13 protein-coding genes are annotated in these 18,221 nt (G+C 56.8%); 5 read left to right on the forward strand and 8 right to left on the reverse strand.

Annotation, left to right across the window (positions count from 1 at the left end; all coding sequences use genetic code 11):
• Window position 1: 1 nt before the first annotated feature.
• The 5 genes from CKV99_RS06880 to CKV99_RS06900 form a co-directional block, all read right to left on the reverse strand.
• Window positions 2-1,051 (reverse strand): restriction endonuclease PLD domain-containing protein, encoded by a 1,050-nt coding sequence (locus CKV99_RS06880; RefSeq protein WP_092256986.1) that lies wholly within the window; start codon window positions 1,049-1,051, stop codon window positions 2-4.
• A 2-nt stretch (window positions 1,052-1,053) separates the two neighbouring features.
• Window positions 1,054-2,145: a DNA cytosine methyltransferase gene (locus CKV99_RS06885; protein WP_092256984.1), complete on the reverse strand. Its 1,092-nt coding sequence runs from the start codon at window positions 2,143-2,145 to the stop codon at window positions 1,054-1,056.
• 325 nt (window positions 2,146-2,470) lie between these two features.
• Window positions 2,471-3,046, reverse strand: a complete 576-nt coding sequence (locus CKV99_RS06890) for a histidine phosphatase family protein (RefSeq protein WP_092257354.1) — start codon at window positions 3,044-3,046, stop codon at window positions 2,471-2,473.
• Between the two features lie 10 nt (window positions 3,047-3,056).
• On the reverse strand, window positions 3,057-4,412 hold the full coding sequence (locus CKV99_RS06895) for a DHA2 family efflux MFS transporter permease subunit (protein ID WP_169872611.1): 1,356 nt from the start codon (window positions 4,410-4,412) through the stop codon (window positions 3,057-3,059).
• Window positions 4,413-4,442: 30 nt separating this feature from the next.
• The gene (locus CKV99_RS06900; protein WP_092256982.1) at window positions 4,443-5,672 is read right to left on the reverse strand and encodes an MFS transporter; all 1,230 of its coding nucleotides are present in this window, start codon (window positions 5,670-5,672) and stop codon (window positions 4,443-4,445) included.
• A 123-nt stretch (window positions 5,673-5,795) separates the two neighbouring features.
• On the opposite strand from CKV99_RS06900, the gene CKV99_RS06905 reads away from it, so the two are divergent.
• Window positions 5,796-6,287, forward strand: coding sequence for a hypothetical protein (locus CKV99_RS06905; protein ID WP_092256980.1), 492 nt, complete (start codon window positions 5,796-5,798; stop codon window positions 6,285-6,287).
• A 12-nt stretch (window positions 6,288-6,299) separates the two neighbouring features.
• Here CKV99_RS06905 and CKV99_RS06910 read toward each other — a convergent pair whose 3' ends face one another.
• Window positions 6,300-7,097, reverse strand: a complete 798-nt coding sequence (locus tag CKV99_RS06910; protein ID WP_092256978.1) for a hypothetical protein — start codon at window positions 7,095-7,097, stop codon at window positions 6,300-6,302.
• Between the two features lie 119 nt (window positions 7,098-7,216).
• Window positions 7,217-8,818: a carboxylesterase/lipase family protein gene (locus tag CKV99_RS06915; protein ID WP_331712846.1), complete on the reverse strand. Its 1,602-nt coding sequence runs from the start codon at window positions 8,816-8,818 to the stop codon at window positions 7,217-7,219.
• A gap of 27 nt (window positions 8,819-8,845) precedes the next feature.
• Here CKV99_RS06915 and CKV99_RS06920 point away from each other — a divergent pair, with 27 nt between their 5' ends.
• The 4 genes from CKV99_RS06920 to CKV99_RS06935 all read left to right on the forward strand — a co-directional run bounded on the left by CKV99_RS06920 (window position 8,846) and on the right by CKV99_RS06935 (window position 17,514).
• Window positions 8,846-9,037 carry a hypothetical protein gene (locus CKV99_RS06920; protein ID WP_092256974.1) on the forward strand — a complete coding sequence of 64 codons (192 nt, stop codon included), beginning with the start codon at window positions 8,846-8,848 and terminating at the stop codon, window positions 9,035-9,037.
• Between the two features lie 52 nt (window positions 9,038-9,089).
• Window positions 9,090-9,995 carry a hypothetical protein gene (locus tag CKV99_RS06925; protein WP_092257349.1) on the forward strand — a complete coding sequence of 302 codons (906 nt, stop codon included), beginning with the start codon at window positions 9,090-9,092 and terminating at the stop codon, window positions 9,993-9,995.
• 31 nt (window positions 9,996-10,026) lie between these two features.
• A complete protein-coding gene (locus CKV99_RS06930) occupies window positions 10,027-13,683 on the forward strand; it encodes an ABC transporter ATP-binding protein (protein WP_092256972.1) in 3,657 nt (1,218 codons plus the stop codon).
• Between the two features lie 123 nt (window positions 13,684-13,806).
• Window positions 13,807-17,514, forward strand: coding sequence for a multifunctional oxoglutarate decarboxylase/oxoglutarate dehydrogenase thiamine pyrophosphate-binding subunit/dihydrolipoyllysine-residue succinyltransferase subunit (locus CKV99_RS06935; RefSeq protein ID WP_092256970.1), 3,708 nt, complete (start codon window positions 13,807-13,809; stop codon window positions 17,512-17,514).
• Between the two features lie 28 nt (window positions 17,515-17,542).
• Here the strand turns inward: CKV99_RS06935 and CKV99_RS06940 are convergent, their stop codons facing one another.
• Window positions 17,543-18,196, reverse strand: coding sequence for a type 2 periplasmic-binding domain-containing protein (locus CKV99_RS06940; protein ID WP_143063405.1), 654 nt, complete (start codon window positions 18,194-18,196; stop codon window positions 17,543-17,545).
• Window positions 18,197-18,221: the final 25 nt, after the last annotated feature.

An 18,221-nucleotide genomic window follows, 5' to 3' on the forward strand; every position in this document is an offset into this window, starting at 1 on the left:
ATTATTTGTTCGGATTACCGTCGGCCCTAAAATCGAGGATCCATCGATTTGTTTCTTCGAAATAGTACAGGCCTAGAGTGTCGCGTCCATACGAGCGAAGGATTTCATCAGTCACCATCTGCCCTGGCGCTAACAGTTCTTCAGACTCTAGCCATCCTTTAATATAGCTACCCAAAGTCGAGAGCGACTTTGCAGAGCGGAAGTTCTTTCGATTAGCGCCACTAATTTTGCATTCGAAGGAAAAACCATCATGAGTCCACACTGTGAATACTTTTCCAGCGGCTGGATATCCCGGTTGAGAGGTTATGTCCTTCGCAACAATGATTTCGACTTCGTACCACGGACGTGGAAGCTCACGTCCAGTCTTCTTATTCACACGCCCCTTACCGAAAAACACATTTAGGTTGCTTTTCGTCTCTGTTTTCAAAGGCAACTCAAACTGATATGTTGGCTGCACATCACTAATTAGTTCCGGTGGTGGGGCTTGGCCAGTAGGCGTTGCATCATCCATCCCCTCGAGAGGCGATGGTGATTGTTTGAGGGAAAAGGAAGCTACCTCATCGAGATTGGTACCGAGCGGGAAGATCCGCTCCTTAAGGTACGCGACAAGTTCCTCGAGATCATCATCGATAACAATGCCGGTCTCGAAGACTTGGCGACCTTCATCCGATATCGCACTTAGGTTGCCACTTCCAATATAGGCAGATCTCACTTTTCCGCCGGACCAGAACACGTAGACTTTTCCGTGATAACGGATACTCTCGGTTATTAGAACTTGACCGGTCCCCCTCTGCTTAAGTTCGCTATGGAGATCCCGAACTGCCTTAAGTTGCGGACGAGTAAAACCATCCAGGTACTGCATACCGATAAGAAGCTTCAGAGAGACAGTTGGATTCCTACGCAGATACTCTCTCAGCCTTGCAATCGAAGCAGTATCGATGTACCCAACGGCGATTTCGATTTTTTCAGATTTGTCTGCTTCATTCCAAAAAACTTTTCGGAACGTTCGATTTTTGTCCTTGGGATGGCTCGAATCGAAAACTAAAGTCATCGTTAGTTCACCTCAGCTTCAGCTTCTTTGAGTCGCTGTTCAATCGACATGGATCGTAACCTTGCGATTTCCTCTGTAAGGTCTTGACGTTCATACTCTCCGGTAAACACCGTCATTAACCGATTTGCAAGTGCTCTTACACCTTGAGGCGGAACAGCATTACCAATTTGGCGACGTACCTCAGTCGTCGATCCCACAAATTCAAAAGAATCGGGGAATGACTGCAGTCTGGCGCGCTCCCGATTGGTGAGAGCGCGATTCTCCGGATAGTGGTAGCCCCATGTACCACCGCCACCAGCGGCGATGATAGTCTTCGCGGGTTCATTGCGGTCGATCCGTCGATATACGTGGCTAATCATTCCTTTAACGTAGTAAGGACTGTCCTTAGGGATATCAGTAAAATTACCACCTTCCGGAATCAAACTGATGATTTTTTTCGTCCGGTCTAGCTGCCTCAAGTGCTCATTGTTAAATTTGACCTTTTCAACTCCCTCCAACGCCTGCCCCGCTGTGAAATAGGGTTTATCCGCCCGTGGGCCATGAGTAGGTGCAGGATGCTTAAAATTGAAACCGGTGTCGACGCGAACGCCTACAATCAGTACTCGTTCCCTAAATTGCGGAACTCCATACTCCGCAAAGTTGTAGAGCATTGGCTTGACCAAGTAGCCTGGCTCCGTCGACTCAAGATCTTCAATGATCGTCCTAATAGCTTTGCGTTTGTTAGCCGTAAGCAGACCTTTAACGTTTTCAGCGACAAATACTTTCGGCCGTTTGGCTGCCACGAACTCTTGAAAATTCTTATAAAGACCGCCCCTTTCCCCATCAAGACCTGGACGCTTCCAAATAATTGAAAAATCCTGACAGGGGAAACCACCGGTCACAACATCGGCATCCGGAATTGATTCATCTTCGAATGGATCGATCTCGGTAATGTCGCCGTAAACAATATGATCACCGAGATTCTTTTTGTACGTCTCTACCGCCAACTCCTGGAAGTCATTCGCCCAAACTGTTTCAAAACCTTCCATCTCAAAGCCAAGGTCAAGCCCACCACACCCTGTAAAAGTCGAGACAACCGTTGGAGACTTAGTCATCCAGCATCATTCCTTAACCTTTTCTTTTGAGGCTTACGCTTATGTGATTCAATATAACGCTCGAGTCGACACGACAATTCCATTATAGAACAAATGTTCTAAATTGGTATTCGGTAAAAGAATCAATATCCACGAACACTGTTTACAAAGATACCTGTATCGTTACACGTCTCTTTCACCGCCGCAGCATTGAGAGATAATAGTGCCATCGAGAGTGGCTCTCCCCTTACGCCAAAGCCCGAGCCAAAGCGCTCGGGCCGGGTACGAGACCAACCTCTCGTCGTCAAGCGGCGCGCGAAAGACCACGACGCCGCAAAATGTAGGGCTAGAACCCGGTGTAGTTGTACATCTCTAGCCGCATGCCGGATTCCTGCACGTCCAGCACGGACACGCCGGCGTGGCGGGGATTAACCATCTTGGAAAGGTCCAGGCCCAGGCCCCGGGCCAGGTAGCGGCGGATCACCCCGCCGTGGGCCACAACACACGCCATCTCAATATCGTTGGCGCGGGCATGCGTCATCACCTCAAAAATGGCCTGGTTCACGCGGAAGAAAAAGGCATCCATGCGCTCTCCACCCGGCGGATTGAACTCGCCCAAACTCCACCCCTCGTACTCCTTGGGGTCAAGGTCCGCAATCAACTGGCCTTCCCACTCGCCAAGATCAAATTCGTTCAGGCGTGGGTCAACCTTGTCAATATGCAGGTGAGCTGCCTCCGCGGTTTGGATCGTGCGCTGAAGACCAGAGGTAACCACCCACTGCGGGGCCAGGTGCGCAATGATCGGGCGCAAGCGCTCAGCCTGGGCGCGGCCTTCCTCGTTGATGGGCACGTCAGTCTGTCCCTGCATCCGGCGCTCAATATTCCAGTCCGTGACGGCGTGGCGGATCAGCATCAATTTCATAGCCAACACATTAGCCCTTGAACTGGCTGACCGCGACGAGACCAACCAGCAGCACGATGAACGGCACAAACATCGACACGCCCATACCAAAACCAACACCATAGACCACCGTCATCTGCATCACCGCACCCATTGCAGACTGGCCGATCACTGCACCCACCTGCCTAGAGGTGTTATACACGCCAGAGCCTGCGCCCATCACATCAGCAGGCAAATCGCGCATAGCAATCGCAGAATTCGGTGACCAACACAGGCCGTTAGCAACACCCAGCAGGCTGATGGGAATCAGCATCCACCACGGGCTGGCACCCAAAATCATAAACACACCAAACAGCGCCATCGCTGCAATCATGGTGACAAAACCAATCTGGGACACGCGCCCCGGAGCCATCCGGTCCGTAAGCCTTCCAGCAAGTGGCGCAAAGGCCACGCTCAAAATACCCATCGGAATCAGAATCAAACCCGCAGTAGTGCCGTCCATCCCTTTGCCCACCTGCAGGTACTGCATCAGGGGAAGCTGCACCGTGTACACCGCCACCCCCAAGGTAAATACGGCGATGATGCCACGAGAGAAGTTGTGCACACTAAACAGTTTCAGCGGGATCAGGGCACGCGAACCGCGCCCGGCCTGGCGTTTAATCAGGGCAATAAACGCGAGCGTGCCGACGATCAACACCACCCACACCGGCCAACCCCAGTTCCACTCGGGGCCCTGCTGGAACGCCACCGTCACACCGGCGACAGCTACCAAAGAGATCAACGCGGACCACAAATCAATCACAGCGGTAGTCCGCGGCAGGCGCGGCACAAAGATCGCCACGGTAGCAATAGAAAGCACACCGAGCGGGATGTAGACAGCGAACACCCAACGCCAACCGCCGGCGTCGACAAGCACTCCCCCAAGCACCGGCCCAAACAAACCGGCTGAACCAGCCACCGCAGACCAATACCCCAGCGCGGTGCCGCGGCTTTCCCTCGGGAAGATACGGTTGATCACCGCCAGCGGCTGCGGATTCAAAATCGCCCCGCCAAAGTCCTGGATGGCGCGCAGAGCGATGAGCACCTCGATGGTGGGTGCGAAAGCACACGCCCCGGCGGCCGCAACGAAGATAACCATACCGATGATGTACATGCGGCGCTGGCCGAAACGGTCGCCAAGCCTGCCGGTGACAAGCAGCGGTACAGCAAAGGTGAGCAAGTAGGCGGCTACTACCCAGATCATGTGGTTGGTGGAAGCCCCCAGCTCCTCGGCGATGGCAGGCAAGGCCACTGCCACCATGGACTGGTCAATCAGGGTAAGAAAAAGCCCCACGCACAACGCCGCTAAAGCGCGGTAAGCGGCGCGCTGATCGGTCAGGGTAGTCATAGAGTCCTCGGAAATCTCGCTTGGATAATCTCACTTGTCGCCACGTTTAACCAGGCGCTTGCGTTCACGCCCGGCATCGGGCAATGTTTCGCGCCCAAACAGCCACACAATCGCAGCCACGATAGCAAGTACGCCGCACACGCCGAAGGCCACAGTGAAGCCGAAACGTTCAGCCAGCGCGCCGATAATTATCGGCCCAGCAATCTGTCCAGCATCCATACTCATTTGGAAGGTCGACAACACCTTGCCACCGGAACGCTGGTTGCCAATCACGTCGGCAAGCACTGCCTGCTGGCCAGGATTTAACAGCCCAGACCCCATTCCTGCCAATGCCGAGACAATCAGCAGCGGCCAGAACGCGTCAGCAAAACCCATGCCCCCGGTAAAAATCGCCGACATCACAAGACCAGCCAGAATCATAGGTTTGCGCCCGATTGTGTCTGCTAACCTGCCGGAAAACTGCAAGGCAAGCGCGTTACCTGCAGCAAAAGCTGCCATTGCCAACCCGGCTGCGGCACCGCCATGTTCAAACACAACAGCGGCGAACAGTGGCAGGACTGCCACGCGCACGCCCATATTGATCCAACCTTGAGCAAAATTAGACACAAGCACCGAGCGATACGCCGAATCCTGCATGGCCTCCTTGAGTTCCATCGGCGGCAACGTGGTGGTTTTCTCGTCGTGGTCACTGCGTGGCATAGCCTTCCACACCACAAACGCAGCCAACCCCACGCCCACGCCATAGATGACAAACGGCCAGCGCATCCCTAGAAATGACATAGCCGCGCCCGCCACCGGGCCGACGATATTGCCCAGCAGGAAGGCGGTGCCGTACACCGATGAGGCCCTTCCCCGAATCGCGGGTGGCGCTACCTTGACAATCATGCCCATCGCCGAAATAGAAAACATCGTGGAGCCGATTCCCGCAATCGTGCGCAGCACCAAAATCTGCCAATAAGCTTGCGTCACCGCGACTAAACCGGTGGTCACGGCAACCACGACCAATCCAGTCAGGTACACCTTGCGAGAGCCGAGCTTATCGACGAGCCGCCCCGCCCATGGAGCACCTACAAGGCGGGCTGCTGAGAACACAGACACCACCGCCCCGGCCGCAGCCATGGAGACACCGAAACTTACCGCGAACTGCGGAATAATTGGGGCGATCAGCCCGTACCCCAGCGCGATCAAAAACGCAGCGGAGACCAGTACCCAAATCTCTACCGGAATCTTCACGGGGTTGGAAGCAGAATTGTCAGTCATGTTGACACTCAGCCTAGCCCCTTTCCAAAACAAAGTGACTATTCAACAAACTCAACCCACTTTTCGAACATTCGTTCTATTTGTGGCGGAGTCATGTCGCACCCACGTTCTACGGTGACAAACATGAACAAGAACAATGCGCCCTACAACGCACCCCACATTCCACTACCTGCAATCAACGATCTGCGCCAGAAACACGCCCCTATCCTCGAGGCTGCAGCGAGCATGATTCGCCACCCTCGCAGCCTGGCACGACCTGTTCCCTCTTGGCGGCCACCGATAGTAAAATTACCGAGGCACCACGGCACTCCCAAACTCACCCTGGCAATCAGCCGGCACCGTGTAGGCCCCCGCGCAGCAGCACGCATCCAGGGATACGGAGAAACCCGCCGCCCCGCCTACCTTGTCAGCGTGCGGGTGACAGACCCGACCGGAGCAAACGTTGATCATACAGCGGCCGAAGCATGGATTCGTGCGCTGCTGCCAGACAACGTTGATGGCAAAGTACACGAAGTCGACGCCCACAAGGCGGTTACCTACGTGTGGATCGTGGACGGCACGTTTACCCTGCTGGAATCGCCCGCCTCACTTTTCGAGGGGATGGCGGCTGCCTAAAAGAGCGAGAGGCTACTCTTCGTCGTCAAGCTCATCGTCGTCGAACTCGTCGTATTCGTAATCGTCATCGTCGTCAGCGCCGAAGATGTCATAGACCAGTGGTTCGTCAAACTCTTCGTCGCTGACGGGAAGCAGTTGCCCCTCCCAGTCCTCTGCATGATCAGCGGCCAGGGACAACACGTCAAACAGTCGGTCAAAGTCGGTGAAGGTTCCAAGGTCCAGGATTTCACCGTCAAGATCGGCTTCAAGCACCAAACCATTAAACAGGCGCTCACGATCTTCCTCTGTGAGTTCGGCATCGCCGTCAGATTCCCACAGCTCGTCGATCGCCTGATCAATCATGTCTTCGTAACCATTGCCCAAAGCGATGAACTCCACCGCTGCACTGGGCACACCCTCGATCACCTCGACCATGACCTGGAGCTCAGAGTTCTCGCCTACTTCAGCACGCACCAAGTGCGCATTCATCGCATCCTGGTAAAATTCCAGATCCGCGATGCGCTCATCTGTACTTTCAAGTAAATCACGCAACACTGTGACAACCTGATCGGTCGCGATATGCTCAGCCACGGTTCCAACCGCAGCATCCACAGAGAACACAACCGACACCAAAACAGCCTCAAAGTCTTCATCATCTTCGTCGACATCTGCCGCAGCGATGTAGACATTGGCAGCCGGAAGGTGCGGATCAATCTCTACGAACTGGATCTCAACCTCAGCGGTGATCGGCACGAACATGGTGTCGTCGTGCACACGTGACTCCACGCCCTCATTATCCAGCGCGGCGGCAATATCCTCGAAAAAGCTCATGGCGATGTATTTCCTTCCCAGGTGAAAGCCACTACTCACAGCGGTGGTGACCGGCCCCTAGCCTAGCCACTTTGTGCCGTTCGTGCCGGAGATTACCCCGGCTCGTGCAAGATAAATTCTTAACTATCCGCGTCCAACGCCATCCCCAGGAAGTGAGCTACACGCTGCTCAATATCTGCGCGCCCCTTACCCCAGTTCGTCATGTCGAAATCCGCCCACGCGCGGCGCTTGGAACTTTTTGGGTCATATTCCACATACGGCTCCGCCTCAAACACGGCTGTGGCACGTCCAGGAGCGTTTTCAGCGCGCCACGTATATTCCGGCCACTCACCTCCTGGCCTACCGTGGTGGAAGAAATGCCCCCAGTGATACTGCATCCGCTCACTGACCTCATCAAAGCCTGCAGTCGAGATCAACTTGTCAAACTTACTGGCACGAGTTGTACCCGGCGCGCCGAACACGGCGGTGAGGTCAGAGGCGTGGATCGCCCCCAGCCCTAGGCGCTGCATCGTGGCAGTGGCGTAGTCGAAGCGGTACATCCAGGTGGGTGCAGCCTCCCGGTGATGGGTCGCCACTGATACTGCGGGAGCCCAAAACAGCGCGTCAGCAATCAGCTCTGCAAAATCAGCACGCTCTACTGCCCCGCCGTAGGCCTCCAGCACACTGTCGGTGTGCGCCGGATCAAATACTGCCAGTAGGCGGCGGGCAGCTGCGTGACGCTTTTTGGTGCGCACATAAAACGCTTTAGTAAAACTTGCCTCGTCAGAGTTGGTCCCGATGATCAGTGGCACCGTCGCTTGGTGCGACTCTGCAAATGTGTCTAGTGGGTGCTGGGGCATGGTTGCGGATTCGACGGTGGGCATGAAAGCAGAGTTGAAATACATCAATTCCCCACCCCGGATAGTCATGGCTTGGCCGGTGCGCACAAGCTCATCAGCCTCGATCTCGCGCAGCTCATCCAGGGTTGAAAGCCTAGACATTCCCAGCATGTCCAGAAGGCGGGTAGCCCACCAGGCGGACTGCATCCGAGTGTGCACCGAACCAATCGGCGGTGACTGGGCCACCGCGCGGTGAAAAAGCCCATGTGCGGGAGGCCAGCTCATCAGATGGATCACGGAAGCCCCTCCAGCAGATTCGCCCATGATGGTGACATTGGTGGGGTCTCCGCCGAAGTTGGCAATGTTGTCGCGAACCCATTGCAGCGCCAGAATTTGGTCACGTAGCGCGGGGTTGGGAACGCAGTCTTGCCCGATCGAGCGCAGGTCTAAATATCCAAGCACCCCGAGGCGGAAGTTCACAGAAACGTAGACGATGCGGGCGCCTTTGGCGAGGTTGTGGCCTTGTAGTACTTCTTCGTGGGAAGATCCCATCAGGAATGAACCTCCGTGGAAATACACCACCACGGGTAGTTCTTCTTCGTCGTTGGGGCGAACGATGTCCAGGTGGAGGCAGTCTTCACTGCCCAGGGTCTTGCTCACCAGGCTGTATGTCCCCTGAAGTGCCGGCGCAGCGAACTCGGAGCAGTCGCGAATACCTCCCCATGGGCGTACTGGGTGTGGGGCGCGAAATCTATTTGCTCCCAAGGTATCAGCGCCGTATGGAACTCCTCGCCAGGTTTGGCAGCCCGTCGTTGGGTCGACAACACCGCGGACGTCGCCTGCTGTGGTGGTCACCACAGGTTGGTCGGCTCCCCCTGCGTGTAAGTGGTCGATCATTGGCATGCTTCTCACGATAATGGCATTGACTGAATGTTATCTGCGTGTTGTCTGCTCGGCGTCTGGGGTGCGGCCGAGAAAGTGGCCGAAAATGCTGCCGAAAATGCGGCCGAGAATGCGGGCGATCAAGGTTACAACTTGGTCAAGGTGGAAATTATCAAGGGCTGCGAGGCGCTAGAAGAAACACGCTCGAACTACACTTTAGTAAATACGCATATTTTATGAGGAGGCCACCTTGGTACGAAACGACGATCACCAGCAGCTTACCCACGGCTCGATGCCTGAGGAGGAGATCTTGGACGCTATCGGTACAGATGCTCGAACGGTGGAAGAGCTTGAGAACAACGCTGGGCCGATCGGTCGGGCTTTGATCAACGCGGTGGATAAGGCCGTACATATTCAGGGCGGCACCATTAAGCGTTATGTTGACCGTCTCCGTCGCAAGAACCCAGATGCCTCACCCGCTGAGCTCCAGAAGATCATGGACAAGCACTTCTTAACAACGGTGTCAGGAACAGGCGCCGGAGCGGGGGCGGCGGCAGCCATCCCCGGAATCGGCTTTTTCACCGGCGCTGCGGCTGTCGCCGGCGAGTCCGTGGTTTTCTTAGACTTCGCTGCTGTCTACACGGTTGCCAGTGCGTACCTGCGTGGAGTGGATATCTCTGACCCGGAGCGGCGTCGTGCGCTCGTCCTGGTGGTGTTGCTAGGGTCGAAGGGCACCGCAATTGTAGAAGCCCTCGTAGGCGATGCCGCTACTGGTGTTCCTTTGGTGTCAAACCTGTCGCGTTTTTCCGCCCCCAAGCTCAAGCAGGTGAATAATCGTCTGATGCGTTTCGCCTTGAAGCGCGTCACCCGACGTTTTGCCACCGCGTGGATTGGCAAGCTGCTTCCTCTCGGGTTGGGAGCTGTGGCGGGCACGCTTGTTAACCGAAAGCTAGCTAATAACGTGATTGATAACGTGACAGAAAATCTCGGGGCAACACCGACGAACTTCCTCACCGAAATTGAACCCGTCGTAGAAAACGAGGACATTGATGCCGAAGAGGAAAAAGAGCTGGCGCGTTTGACCAAGCAGGAAGACAAGTCGGGCACGCAGGGTAAGGTCAAGGCTGTTATTGGTCATGCGCAGGATGCCGTCGGCGATGTCGTCGGGGGCGTTATGGATCGCTTCAAACGTAAATAGTAAATAGTAAGTGGGCTAATGGGGGCTGTTGGTGCAAACGTCGGCTGGTGGTGGTGCGCGGCTTATCGCGCGGATCGTGTCTCGCCGCCCGTGGGTTACTGCACTCGCGTTTACTAGCGCGATCCTGGCAGTCCTGCTCCAAGTCACGGTTCCTGCCTTGACTGGGCAGGTGATTGATGTGGCCACTGGTGTGGCTACCGGCTCTATTCCCACTATTGCCTGGCTCATGGTGGGTATCGCGCTTGTCCAATACTTTGCCCAAATTATCCGTCGCTGGTCCGCCGGCCAGCTTTCCATCGGTGCACAACACCTCTTACGGGTAGAAGTGTTGGATTCGCTCAACGCGTTGGACGGGCCAGGCCAGGACCGTATCGTGACTGGCCAAATCGTGTCGCGCTCTATTAGTGATCTCAACCAGTTTCAGGCGGTGCTGGCCATGGGCCCGCTTGCAGTCTCACGCACGATTCAGCTTCTGGTCACGGTTGCGATCATGCTGACTGTGAGCATTCCGCTCACCGTGCTGTCGCTGGCATTTCTCCCATTAATCCTGTGGGTGGCTAACCGGTCCCGAAAAACCCTGTACGCAGCCACATGGGAAAATCAACAGGCCAGCGCGGACTTAGCGGAGCACGTCGAGCAGACGGTGTCCGGTGTGCGCGTGGTCAAGGCCTTTGGGCGCGAGGATCGCGCCGTCGATACGCTCGAGCGGTTGGGACGCCGCCTGTACTCCGTGAAAATGCGGGCAGCGAAACTCACGGCACGTTTTCGGCCATTGCTGTCCCAGCTGCCTAATTTCGCGCTCGTCATCACTATCGTCGTCGGTGGCGTTCTTGCTATTGACGGTGCTATCACCATCGGCGAATTCGTCGCCTTTACGGCGTACCTCACCTCAATGACTGCGACGATGAGCATGCTCACCAACACGTACGTGATCATCCAGATGGGCATGAGCTCTGTCGACCGCCTCGACGAAGTTTTACAGATGCGCCCAGAGCGCAGCGACCCGTCACAACCATTGTCGCTTGACGACGAGCCCTTGGGTATCGCGTTCAACCAGGTGGAGTTCTCCACCGCTGGCCACCGGATCCTCGATGGCTTTACGGTGCGGGTAACCCCAGGAGAAACCGTGGCCGTGGTCGGTGGCCCCGGCGCCGGCAAGTCCATGGCGGTGCAGCTCGCTGGGGCGTTTTATTCTCCTGACTCTGGGTCGATTGCACTTGTCGGACCCCAAGACTATCCCTACGAACGTTTGCCTGCCCACGAGATCCGCACTGCGGTGACATGTGTCTTTGACGAGGCATTTCTGTTTTCCACCACCATCTTCAACAACATCGCGATGGGCCATGACGTCACCGAAGCTGAGGTGGCACATGCTGCGCACTTAGTACGTGCAGACGAATTCATCGACGAACTCGACAACGGGTATCACACCGTGGTCGGTGAACGCGGACTAACACTATCCGGTGGCCAGCGCCAGCGCATTGCTTTGGCCCGGGCTCTTCTTTCCCGCCCGAAAGTGCTGCTTCTCGACGACGCCACCAGCGCCATTGACGCCGAAAATGAGAAAACTATCCTCGACAATCTCCGCGCTGAACTACGCGAAACCACCGTCATCACGGTTGCTCACCGCCAGTCCACTGTCGACCGTGCTGACCGAGTCCTCATTGTGGAAAACGGCCGCGTTGTGGCCGATGGGCCACGTGAAGAAATCACATCGACCGAACAGTACGCGGCTCTCATGGCACCGGGAAAGCAGCTCCCCACCCCTCCAACTCCCACCCGCGAAGAACTCTGGCCGGACGTCGAAAAGCCCGATTCTGGCCCCCGCATTACCGCAACCGGGTCGCGCTACAGTGCCGTCATCACCGAGACCGACGCTTTGAAGGCCCGCGTGGCCGCCCTGCCGGACGCCGATGAACAACCCCAGATGGATGTCCAAGAACTAACGCGGAACGATTCGTCATTTCGTTCCCGTCGCTTGATCACCGCGGTGCGTGGCCTCATTGCCGCGGTCGTCGCTCTACTGGTTGTCGGCGTTGTCGCAGACCTCGCATTTCCTACTTTGGTGCGCGCAGCGATCGACCGCGGCATCGTGGCAGAAGACAAGCAGACCCTCTGGCTTGTGGCAGGTCTGGCAGGCGTGGTGGTGGTGCTGTCGTGGCTCTCCAACGCGTGGATGACGGTGCTAGCTTCCCGCTCCGGCGAACGCCTGCTGTACGGGCTGCGCCTGCGCAGCTACGCCCACCTGCAACGGCTGGGATTGAGCTACTTTGAAAACCATCTTTCCGGGCGCATTCTGACAAGGATGACTACCGACATCGATACGCTGTCTAGCTTCCTTCAGACCGGCCTTGCCCAAGCCATTGTGGCATTGGGCACCCTTGCTGGTGTCAGCGTGATGCTCGTGGCTACTGACGGTTCACTGACCTTGGTGGCCCTCGCCGCGGTGCCCGTGATCGTGGTGGTCACCATTGTTTTCCGTGTGCTGTCGCGCCGTTACTATACGGCTGCACGCACGCAGGTTTCTGCTGTCAACGGACAGTTCTCTGAGTTGATCGGAGGGATTCGCACCAGCCAGATGCACCTGCTTGAAACCCGGACCCACGACTTGTTTGCCCAGGCTTCCAACAAGTACCGCCGGCTGCGTATGCGATCCCAGTTGTTGGTGGCTTTGTACTTTCCTGGCATGCAGGCGATCTCGCAGATCATGACGGCGCTGGTCATTGGTGTTGGCGCGACACGGGTAGCTGCCGGCGACCTGTCCGTGGGTGTGGTGGTTGCATTCACTATGTATCTTGGCCAACTTTATGGCCCGATCCAGCAACTGGGACAGCTTTTCGATTCTTGGCAGCAAGCGACAGTTAGCCTGCACCGAATCTCTGAGCTCTTAGCGACGACCACTACGGTTCCCGACAACGGGCGGACGCCAGGGGCGCGGGCAGCAGCTGCTGGCCCTATCGAGTTGGACCGGGTGAGTTTCCGCTATAGCGAGGAAGACGCACGTGGCGACAAGCCGAATATTATTCACCAACTTTCGGTTACCCTCAATCCCGGTGAAACCGTCGCCTTGGTAGGCCCGACAGGTGCTGGAAAATCTACGGTGGTAAAACTCATCGCACGGTTTTATGACCCCGATTCGGGGGCAGTCACCGCGTCAGGAACTGACATCTCTGAATTCGGCGTCGCCCAGTGGCGTCGCGCCGTTGCCCAAGTACCCCAAGAGTCTTACCTTTTCCCAGGTACGGTGGCGCAAAACATTGCCTACGGGGTCGACGGTGCCACAAACGAGGATGTTGAACGCGCCGTCGCCGACATTGGTGCCCTGCCTGTTATCGCGGCAATTCCTGGCGGCTTCAACCACCCCATCGGCGAGCGCGGGCGCGGCCTTTCTGCAGGCCAACGACAGATCGTCGCGTTGGCACGAGCCGAACTGGTCCAGGCGCCGATCGTGCTTCTCGACGAAGCGACCGCCACCTTGGACCCGGCTACCGAGCAAGCGGTGTTGGAGGCCTCGGACAAAACCGCTGCTGGGCGCACCGCGGTGATTGTGGCACATCGCCTCGCAACCGCTTTAAGGGCTGATCGCATACTCGTGATAGACAAGGGACGTATCATCGAGGACGGGTCGCATCACTCCCTCTTACGCCAAGACGGAAGGTATGCCCAAATGTGGCAAACTAACCACTAACGGGGGTGAGTAGACTGGTTTAGTGCAGCATTCATCTGTCCGTGTTCACACACTGGTCCGGTGGGCAATTAAAGTCGATTGACAACCATCACAACGCACCAAGAAATGAGGCGAGCATCTGCCGTGAGCAGCGCTAGTACTTTCGGCCAAAACACCTGGCTGGTTGACGAGATGTTCCAGAAGTTCCAGAAGGATCCATCCAGCGTGGATTCTGAGTGGCGGGAACTCTTTGAAAAGAACGGAGCCCCAAAAACCGCCAAGGACGTAACCGCACCAACCGCAGGTGCCGGGGCTGCACAGTCTCCCTCCGAAAAACAGAAGTCTCGCGAAACCAAGGTTGAGGAGGCCGTCGCGAAGGTAGCCAAGCCGGTGGCGAAGACCCGGAAGCCAAAGAAGAGCCCGCTGGATAACATCGCAGAACAGCCTGAAGCTAGTGAGAAGCAGCTGAAGGGCACTTTTAAGGCCATTGCGAAGAACATGGACGAGTCTTTGTCCATCCCTACCGCGACCACCGTGCGCGACATGCCGGTCAAGCTGATGTTTGAAAACCGCGCACAGATCAACGATCACTTGAAGCGCACCCGCGGTGGCAAGATCTCGTTTACCCACATCCTGGGTTACGCCATCGTGAAGTCTGCGATGATCCACCCAGCGATGAACGTGCGCTACGAGCTCAAGGACAATAAGCCATTTGTGGTCCAGCCTGAGCACATTAACCTGGGCCTGGCTATTGATCTTCCTCAGAAGGATGGCTCTCGCGCGCTGGTCGTTGCAGCGATCAAGGAGTGCGAGACCAAGAGCTTTTCCGAATTCGTGGATGCCTATGAGGACATCGTCGACCGCGCTCGCGAGAACAAGCTGAAGCTTGATGACTTCTCGGGTGTGACCATGTCGCTAACCAACCCAGGTGGTATTGGCACCCGCCACTCGATCCCTCGCCTGACAAAGGGCCAGGGCTCCATTATCGGCGTGGGTGCGATGGACTACCCCGCCGAGTTCGCAGGTGCATCTGAGGACCGCTTGGCTGAGTTGGGCGTTGGCAAGCTCGTAACCTTGACCTCCACCTACGATCACCGCGTGATCCAGGGTGCGGAATCTGGCGAGTTTCTGCGCGATATTTCCCAGCTGCTTGTCGACGATCAGTTCTGGGATGAGATCTTTGAGTCCATGGATATCCCGTACGCTCCCATGCGTTGGGCTCAAGACCAGCCAAATACTGGACTGGATAAGAACACCCGCGTGATGCAGCTAATCGAGGCGTACCGCTCCCGTGGCCACCTCATGGCAGACACCAACCCAATCCGCTGGGAGCAGCCAGGCCTGAACAAGCCTGATTCCCGCGACCTAGATATGGAAACACACGGCCTGACCCTGTGGGACTTGGACCGCACTTTCCATGTTGGTGGTTTTGGCGGTAAAGAACAGATGACGTTGCGCGAGGTGCTTACCCGCCTGCGTAGCGCCTACACCCTGCATGTTGGTGCGGAATACACCCACATCATGGACCGCGACGAGCGTGAATGGTTGCAGGATCGTCTCGAAGCAGGCATGCCGAAGCCATCCAGCGCTAAGCAGAAGTACATTGTGCAAAAGCTCAATGCTGCAGAGGCGTTCGAGAACTTCCTGCAGACAAAGTACCTGGGCCAGAAGCGCTTCTCCCTCGAAGGTGCCGAAACCCTGATCCCATTGATGGACGCGGTCATTGACACCGCTGCGGGCCAGGGCTTAGACGAGGTTGTTATCGGCATGCCGCACCGTGGCCGCCTCAACGTTTTGTTCAACATCGTTGGCAAGCCGGTGCGCACCATCTTCACCGAATTCGAAGGCAACATGCAGTCGGGCCAGCAGGGTGGCTCCGGTGATGTGAAGTACCACCTCGGATTCGAGGGCGAGCACGTCCAGATGTTCGGCGACAACGACATCAAGGTCACCCTGACTGCGAACCCATCGCACCTTGAGGCTGTAGACCCAGTGATGGTCGGCCTGGCACGCGCTAAGCAGGACATCCTGGACAAGGGCAAGGCAGAAGACGGCTACAGCGTTGTACCGTTGATGCTGCACGGCGATGCATCGTTTGCCGGACTTGGCGTGGTGCAAGAGACCCTGAACATGTCTCAACTGCCGGGCTACACCGTCGGTGGCACCATCCACGTCATCGTGAACAACCAGATCGGCTTTACCACCACCCCGGAATCTGGCCGTTCCACCTACTACGCCACCGACTTGGCCAAGGGCTTCGACTGCCCTGTGTTCCACGTCAACGGCGATGACCCAGAGGCCGCTGTGTGGGTGGCTCGCCTGGCTACGGAGTACCGCCGGAAGTTTGGCAAGGACGTCTTCATCGACCTGATCTGCTACCGTCTGCGTGGCCACAACGAGGCTGATGACCCGACGGTGACCCAACCGAAGATGTACGAGAAGATCCACAACCACGATTCTGTTCGGACCCGTTACACCAATGATCTTATTGGCCGTGGCGAGCTGACTGACGAAGAAATCACGATCGTGGAGCAGGACTTCAATGAGCAGCTCGACGCAGTGTTCGAAGATGTCAAGGCCACTGAGGGGAAGCCGAGCGAACAGACCGGCATCACCCACTCCCAGGAGCTCACCAAGGGTCTGGATACCTCCATCACTCAGGAGTCCCTGGAGGCTCTGTCCGAAACTTACGCAGATCTGCCTGAGGAGTTCACACCGAACAAGCGTGTTGGCTCCGTGCTGAAGAAGCGCGGCAGCGCTGCCACCGAGGGCGACATCGACTGGGCTTGGGGCGAGCTGCTGGCCTTCGGTTCCCTTGCCGCTGATGAGGGCAAGCTGGTTCGCCTGGCTGGTGAGGATTCCCAGCGTGGTACCTTCACCCAGCGCCACGCGGTGCTGTTTGACCCAGAGACTGGCGAGGGCTTCAACCCGCTGCACCAGCACGCAGTGGAATCCGGCAACGGCGGTAAGTTCCTCGTGTACAACTCGTCGTTGACTGAATTCGCTGGTATGGGCTTTGAGTACGGCTACACCGTGGGCAACGAGGATGCGGTTGTTGCTTGGGAGGCACAGTTCGGTGACTTCGCCAACGGCGGCCAAACAATTATCGACGAGTACATCTCCTCCGGTGAGACCAAGTGGGGCCAGCTGTCCAGCCTGATCCTGCTGCTGCCTCACGGTTACGAGGGCCAGGGGCCAGACCACTCCTCTGCTCGCATCGAGCGCTTCCTACAGCTGTGCGCTGAAGGTTCGATGACCGTGGCTCAGCCCACCACCCCGGCTAACCACTTCCACCTGCTGCGCCGCCAGGCTCTCGGCCAGATGAAGCGACCACTGGTTGTGTTCACCCCGAAGTCCATGCTGCGTAACAAGGCTGCGGTCTCCCAACCGGCTGACTTCACGGAGCAGAAGTCCTTCCGCTCCGTGATCAATGACCCGAACCTGGTTGATGTCAACAACAAGAAGGTCGGAGACACCGACAAGGTCACCACTGTGCTGCTGTGCTCCGGCAAGATCTACTACGAGTTGGAGAAGCGTCGCCAGAAGGATGAGCGTGACGATGTCGCCATTGTTCGTATCGAGATGCTGCACCCAATCCCATTCAACCGTTTGGGAGAAGCATTCGAGCATTACCCGAACATGAAGGAGCTGCGCTTCGTCCAGGACGAGCCTGCTAACCAGGGCCCATGGCCGTTCTACCAGGAGCACCTCAAGACATTCCTGCCTGACCTGCCAGAGCTCAAGCGCGTGTCGCGCCGCGCGCAGTCCACCACCGCAACTGGTGTGACCAAGGTGCACCAGCAGGAAGAAAAACAGCTGATCGACGAGGCTTTCGCCAAGGAGACCAAGTAATCACTGCGGAGTAGGTCGCGCCTGACAATCACTGCCAGGCGCGGCCTTTCTCGTTGTCATGGTCGCTATTCCGGTCTTTCAGTTTGTAGGCCGAGTTGGATGAGCTGAGCCAATCTGACACCACTGCCGAAACTGAGCCTTGTCGACGCGCACGCGTGACGAGTTTGTCGAGCTCATCCGTGGACAAGGAACGCGTGACACTGTTAATCGCGTCTAATTCACCCCGGGTAAACAACCCTTTGTGGAACACAGGGACAATATTTTGCGGCAGGCTGTCAAACTCATTACCCTCGCAACCTTCAGCCGGAGACGGGTCCGTTGTTGCAACGTTGCCCGGCAGCGAACCAACAAATTCATCGTAGGTGCGTTGTGAAAGCTCGCCATCATTGGCTGTCAGACCAGTGCTGGAGTCAGTTTCAAGGCCAAATTCGTCGACGATCTCCCCTGCTGCAGTAGTGTTCATTGTCCCTAGCAGTTCGCCGGTGCAGCCCACAATGAAGTTGACTTCGCTGCGCTGCAGTCGCGCCATGCGGTCTTGCGCCTTCGGGTCTATCTCAACAGACACGTTGGAGTTGCGGTCCTGGTCTTGCAAAGTTTGGTGATAAAGCTCACCGAGAACCATTTGCTCGCTCGATGAGGCGTTGACAGAAATTGAGATTGGGGCGTCGTAGCTCAGCTGCACATCCGTCGAGGGTGCGTTGGAGCTA

This window comes from Corynebacterium cystitidis (genome assembly GCF_900187295.1).
GTDB classification, from domain to species: Bacteria; Actinomycetota; Actinomycetes; order Mycobacteriales; family Mycobacteriaceae; genus Corynebacterium; species Corynebacterium cystitidis.

What these genes read in the sequence shown, in the direction of transcription:
- CKV99_RS06880 (WP_092256986.1), bottom strand. Translation starts at nt 1,051, where the DNA reads ATGACTTTAGTTTTCGATTCGAGCCATCCCAAGGACAAAAATCGAACG.
- CKV99_RS06885 (WP_092256984.1), bottom strand. Translation starts at nt 2,145, where the DNA reads ATGACTAAGTCTCCAACGGTTGTCTCGACTTTTACAGGGTGTGGTGGG.
- CKV99_RS06890 (WP_092257354.1), bottom strand. Translation starts at nt 3,046, where the DNA reads ATGAAATTGATGCTGATCCGCCACGCCGTCACGGACTGGAATATTGAG.
- CKV99_RS06895 (WP_169872611.1), bottom strand. Translation starts at nt 4,412, where the DNA reads ATGACTACCCTGACCGATCAGCGCGCCGCTTACCGCGCTTTAGCGGCG.
- CKV99_RS06900 (WP_092256982.1), bottom strand. Translation starts at nt 5,672, where the DNA reads ATGACTGACAATTCTGCTTCCAACCCCGTGAAGATTCCGGTAGAGATT.
- CKV99_RS06905 (WP_092256980.1), top strand. Translation starts at nt 5,796, where the DNA reads ATGAACAAGAACAATGCGCCCTACAACGCACCCCACATTCCACTACCT.
- CKV99_RS06910 (WP_092256978.1), bottom strand. Translation starts at nt 7,097, where the DNA reads ATGAGCTTTTTCGAGGATATTGCCGCCGCGCTGGATAATGAGGGCGTG.
- CKV99_RS06915 (WP_331712846.1), bottom strand. Translation starts at nt 8,818, where the DNA reads ATGCCAATGATCGACCACTTACACGCAGGGGGAGCCGACCAACCTGTG.
- CKV99_RS06920 (WP_092256974.1), top strand. Translation starts at nt 8,846, where the DNA reads ATGTTATCTGCGTGTTGTCTGCTCGGCGTCTGGGGTGCGGCCGAGAAA.
- CKV99_RS06925 (WP_092257349.1), top strand. Translation starts at nt 9,090, where the DNA reads ATGCCTGAGGAGGAGATCTTGGACGCTATCGGTACAGATGCTCGAACG.